This window comes from Streptomyces sp. CA189, assembly GCF_056428985.1.
This window is the reverse complement of record NZ_JBWJVM010000160.1, coordinates 1-3,374: the sequence shown is the minus strand read 5'-3', so window position 1 is coordinate 3,374 and position 3,374 is coordinate 1. Positions and strand designations below refer to the sequence as shown.

At 69.7% G+C, this 3,374-nt stretch carries 3 protein-coding genes; 1 reads left to right on the top strand and 2 read right to left on the bottom strand.

Annotation, left to right across the window (positions count from 1 at the left end; genetic code table 11):
• Positions 1–158: 158 nt before the first annotated feature.
• Entirely contained in the window at positions 159–1,265 is a 1,107-nt protein-coding gene (locus AC061S_RS44220) for an IS630 family transposase (RefSeq protein ID WP_478691540.1), read from the bottom strand.
• A gap of 234 nt (positions 1,266–1,499) precedes the next feature.
• A complete protein-coding gene (locus AC061S_RS44215; protein WP_478691539.1) occupies positions 1,500–2,213 on the bottom strand; it encodes a carboxymuconolactone decarboxylase family protein in 714 nt (237 codons plus the stop codon).
• A 74-nt stretch (positions 2,214–2,287) separates the two neighbouring features.
• On the opposite strand from AC061S_RS44215, the gene AC061S_RS44210 reads away from it, so the two are divergent.
• Positions 2,288–2,926, top strand: coding sequence for a TetR/AcrR family transcriptional regulator (locus AC061S_RS44210; protein WP_478691538.1), 639 nt, complete (start codon positions 2,288–2,290; stop codon positions 2,924–2,926).
• Positions 2,927–3,374: the final 448 nt, after the last annotated feature.

The following is a 3,374-nucleotide window of genomic DNA, read 5'->3' as shown; positions in this document are numbered from 1 at the left end:
ATGCATGATGGGACGGCAGGCACGGATCCCCCGGTGATCATGAAGCGTAGAGAACTCCATGATCGGGCGAACCGTGCCTGCCCTACTACTGCCGCCCAGTCGGGCACCTACTGGCGGACGTTCTTAGTGGTCGGCTCCGGAAGTCCTTCGGGGGTTGATCAGGCTGCCAGGGCGACGGAGGATTCTTCTTGTCGGTCGGCGGGTGTGTGTCGGTCGAGCCGGGCCAGTAGATCGTCCAGGTCGGAGGTGGTGAACTTCCAATGGAACGGCTGTGCCGTGGCGTTGTAGCGGTCTTCGAATGCTCGGAGCCGGTCCCGGACCTGGGTCAGGTCGGTGAAGTCGTTGGGTCGGACGACCTTGCGCTGGACGATCGAGAAGAAGATCTCGATTTGGTTCGTCCAGGAGGCGTGCACGGGGGTGTGGACTATGACCGCGTTCGGAAACGCCGTGGTCAGACGGTCTATGGCCTTCTTCCCCCGGTGGGAGGAACCGTTGTCGACGATCCAGAAGACGCGTTTCGCGCTGGCGTAGGGCTCGGCGACCATGACTTGGGCGACCAGTGCCATGAAGGGCACGATGCCGGTCTTCGGTTCGCAGCGGCCGAAGACCTTCGCGCGGTGGACGTCGTAGGCGGCCAGGTAGGTCAGCGCGCCGCCGCGGCCGTACTCGTGGTTGACGCGCATCGCCCGGGCCCGGCCCGGGGCCAGGGTCGGATGGCAGCGGCAGCGGGCCTGGACGGAGGTCTTCTCGTCGCTGGACAGGACGTACTCGTCCTCGCCCAGCGGGACACCCTTGAACGTGCGGGCGTAGAGGTCCAGGACACGCTGGGCCTTGGCGCGGAAGTCGGGATCGCGGATGAAGATCCAGGACCGGTACTGCCAGGGCTTGAGCGCGTCCTCGCGCAGCCAGCGGCGCACCGTGGACGCGGAGACGGTATCGGTGATCCCGCGCGCGGTCAGCTCGGCAGCCAACTCCGGGCACGACCAGCGGGACAGCGGTACGCCGGTCTCGGTGGGTAACTGGCAGGCCAGCGCCTTGGCCTCGGCGACCTGCACGGGCGTGAAACGGGTGGGGCGCCCTGAACGCTTGCGGTCGGCCAGGGTCGGCAGCCCGCCGTCGGCGAACCGGCCCCGCCAAGCGCGAACCGTGTCCAGGTGCAGACCCGTCTCGCGGGCGATGCGCGCGTTGGAGCGCCCCCGCGCCGCGTGCAGGACGACCTGCGCGCGGACCCGTAGCCGGTACTCGGTCTTGTGACCGTAGGCCATCTTCTTCAGCCGCTCACGCTCGGCGGCGGTCAGGAGCAGGGGCGGGCGCAGGGTATGCGCATGGCAGGTAGAACGGCCGATCTCGCGAAGTGGATCACTGACGGTTGTGCAGTCTGCCGCGCCGCGGTGGCGTCGCCGGCTGGCCTAACGATGCCCTGGACTGTGCCTGCGGCCTGCACCGCGCCGGGCCGGACCTGCGGCCCGAGTCGCGTGCGCGGTGCAGGCGACAGGCGGTCAGGCGTCCCCGGCGGACTGCTTTCCCTTCAGTTCCTCGTGGTCGGCCAGCAACGTGTCGAGGACGTTCAGGGCGCGCCAGGTCCGGGTCATCCCGAACGTCGCGGTGGCGCGGACGGCGGCGCGAACCTCGTCGGGCGTGGCTCCCGCACCCAGCGCGCGGCCGACGTGGGCGCGGAAGCTCTCCTGGAGCGTTTGGTAGAGGACGTCCACTGTCATGGTGGCGAACGCCCGCTCGCGGACGCTGATCCGGGACATGCCGGCGCGCATCCGCGACTGCAGGTCCATGTAGTCGGCGAAGCCCGGGTCGAGGGCCCGCACCTCGGCGCGCATCGCCGTGGGGATGGGGCTGCCCGTGCCGCCCGCGTTCACTTGGTGGCCCTGACCTGTCGGCCCTGGCAGGCCGTGTTTGCGCTCGACCTCAGCCAGCCGCTCCAAGGCGGCCAGCGCCGCCGGGTAGCCGCTGTCGTAGGAGATGAAACGGAGCAGTTCGCGTAGGTCATCGGCGTCGAGGCCGTTGTCCAGGGCGGCCCGCACGTGCAGTTCGAACGGCAGCCCAAGGGCCTGTTCGCAGACGTCGGCAACGAGGCTGAGCAGAGCGAGCTCGCGCGGCGTCAGCTCCGTTCCTGACTCGGCGAGTTGGAAGCTTGCGGTGGCCATCTCCGCGAACACCGGGTCGAGTTCCTTGACCGTGGTCTGGGTCGGCAGCGTCATGGTGACTCCCCTTAAGTGAACAGCTGTAGGGCTACGAATGTAGCCCTACAGGCGGTCCAATACAATGGCTGATCATGGATGCGACCACTCCGGCCCGAACGACCGCCCGCACTGCGCCGCGCGGCCGCAACCCGCGTGGCCAGGGCGAGCGGCTGCGCGCCGAGATCGTCGATGCGGCGCTGCGGCTGCTGGACGAACTCGCCGACGACCAGGCGCTGTCGCTTCGCGCGGTCGCCCGCGAGGTGGGCATCGCCGCGACCTCCGTCTACATCCACTTCGCCGACCGCGACGCGCTGGTGCTGGCCGCGCTGGAGCACTGCCATGCGGGCCTGTTGCGCGCGGTGGACGACGCGGAGTCGGGCACCGCCGACCCGGTGGCCGCGCTGCGCGCCCGAACAGCCCTGCTCGGCGCGTGGTCCCGCGAGCACCCGGGGCTGTACAAGGTGCTGCACGAGAGCACGCTCAACCGGCGCACGGACATGTCCTTCAAGGAGGAGATGGCCAAGCGCACGACCGCGGCGATCCGCCGCTGCATGGACGCCGGGCTGGCGACGCGCGGCGACGCGGAGATCGTCTCCCTGGATCTGCGCACGGCGGTCCACGGTGCGGTCTCGCTGCGCGTCAACCAGCCCGAGCTGCCCTGGCCCCCGCTGGAGGAACAGGTGGACCGGTTCCTGGTGAAACTGGTTGGCGTCCCGCCCGCGGAGGGGTGACGGCGGTGTGGTGTGTGGCGGAATGGCTCGGTGCCGCGCCACGGTAGCCGGTCCCGGAAGGCCGGGCTCCGCGCCCCGGACCCGGCGCAGGGCTTGATGTGTCGTGGGCGGCTGGCGCACGCCGGAGGCGGAGACCGGGGGAAGAGATGCAGCGCGCAGTGAGTTTCCGCAGCCGGTTTCGGGCAACTCCAGTGCGACAGCGGAGTGTCGGTCTCCGCGGCTTCGCCGGCCCTCTCGGCGGGTGCCCCGGAATGCACCTGCGACCTCTACCTGGCCGGACCGAACCTGCGATCCGCACCCCGCACACGGCCTGACCTCGCGTCAACCCCCGAAGGACTTCCGGAGCCGACCACTTAGAACGTCCGCCAGTAGGTGCCCGACTGGGCGGCAGTAGTAGGGCAGGCACGGTTCGCCCGATCATGGAGTTCTCTACGCTTCATGATCACCG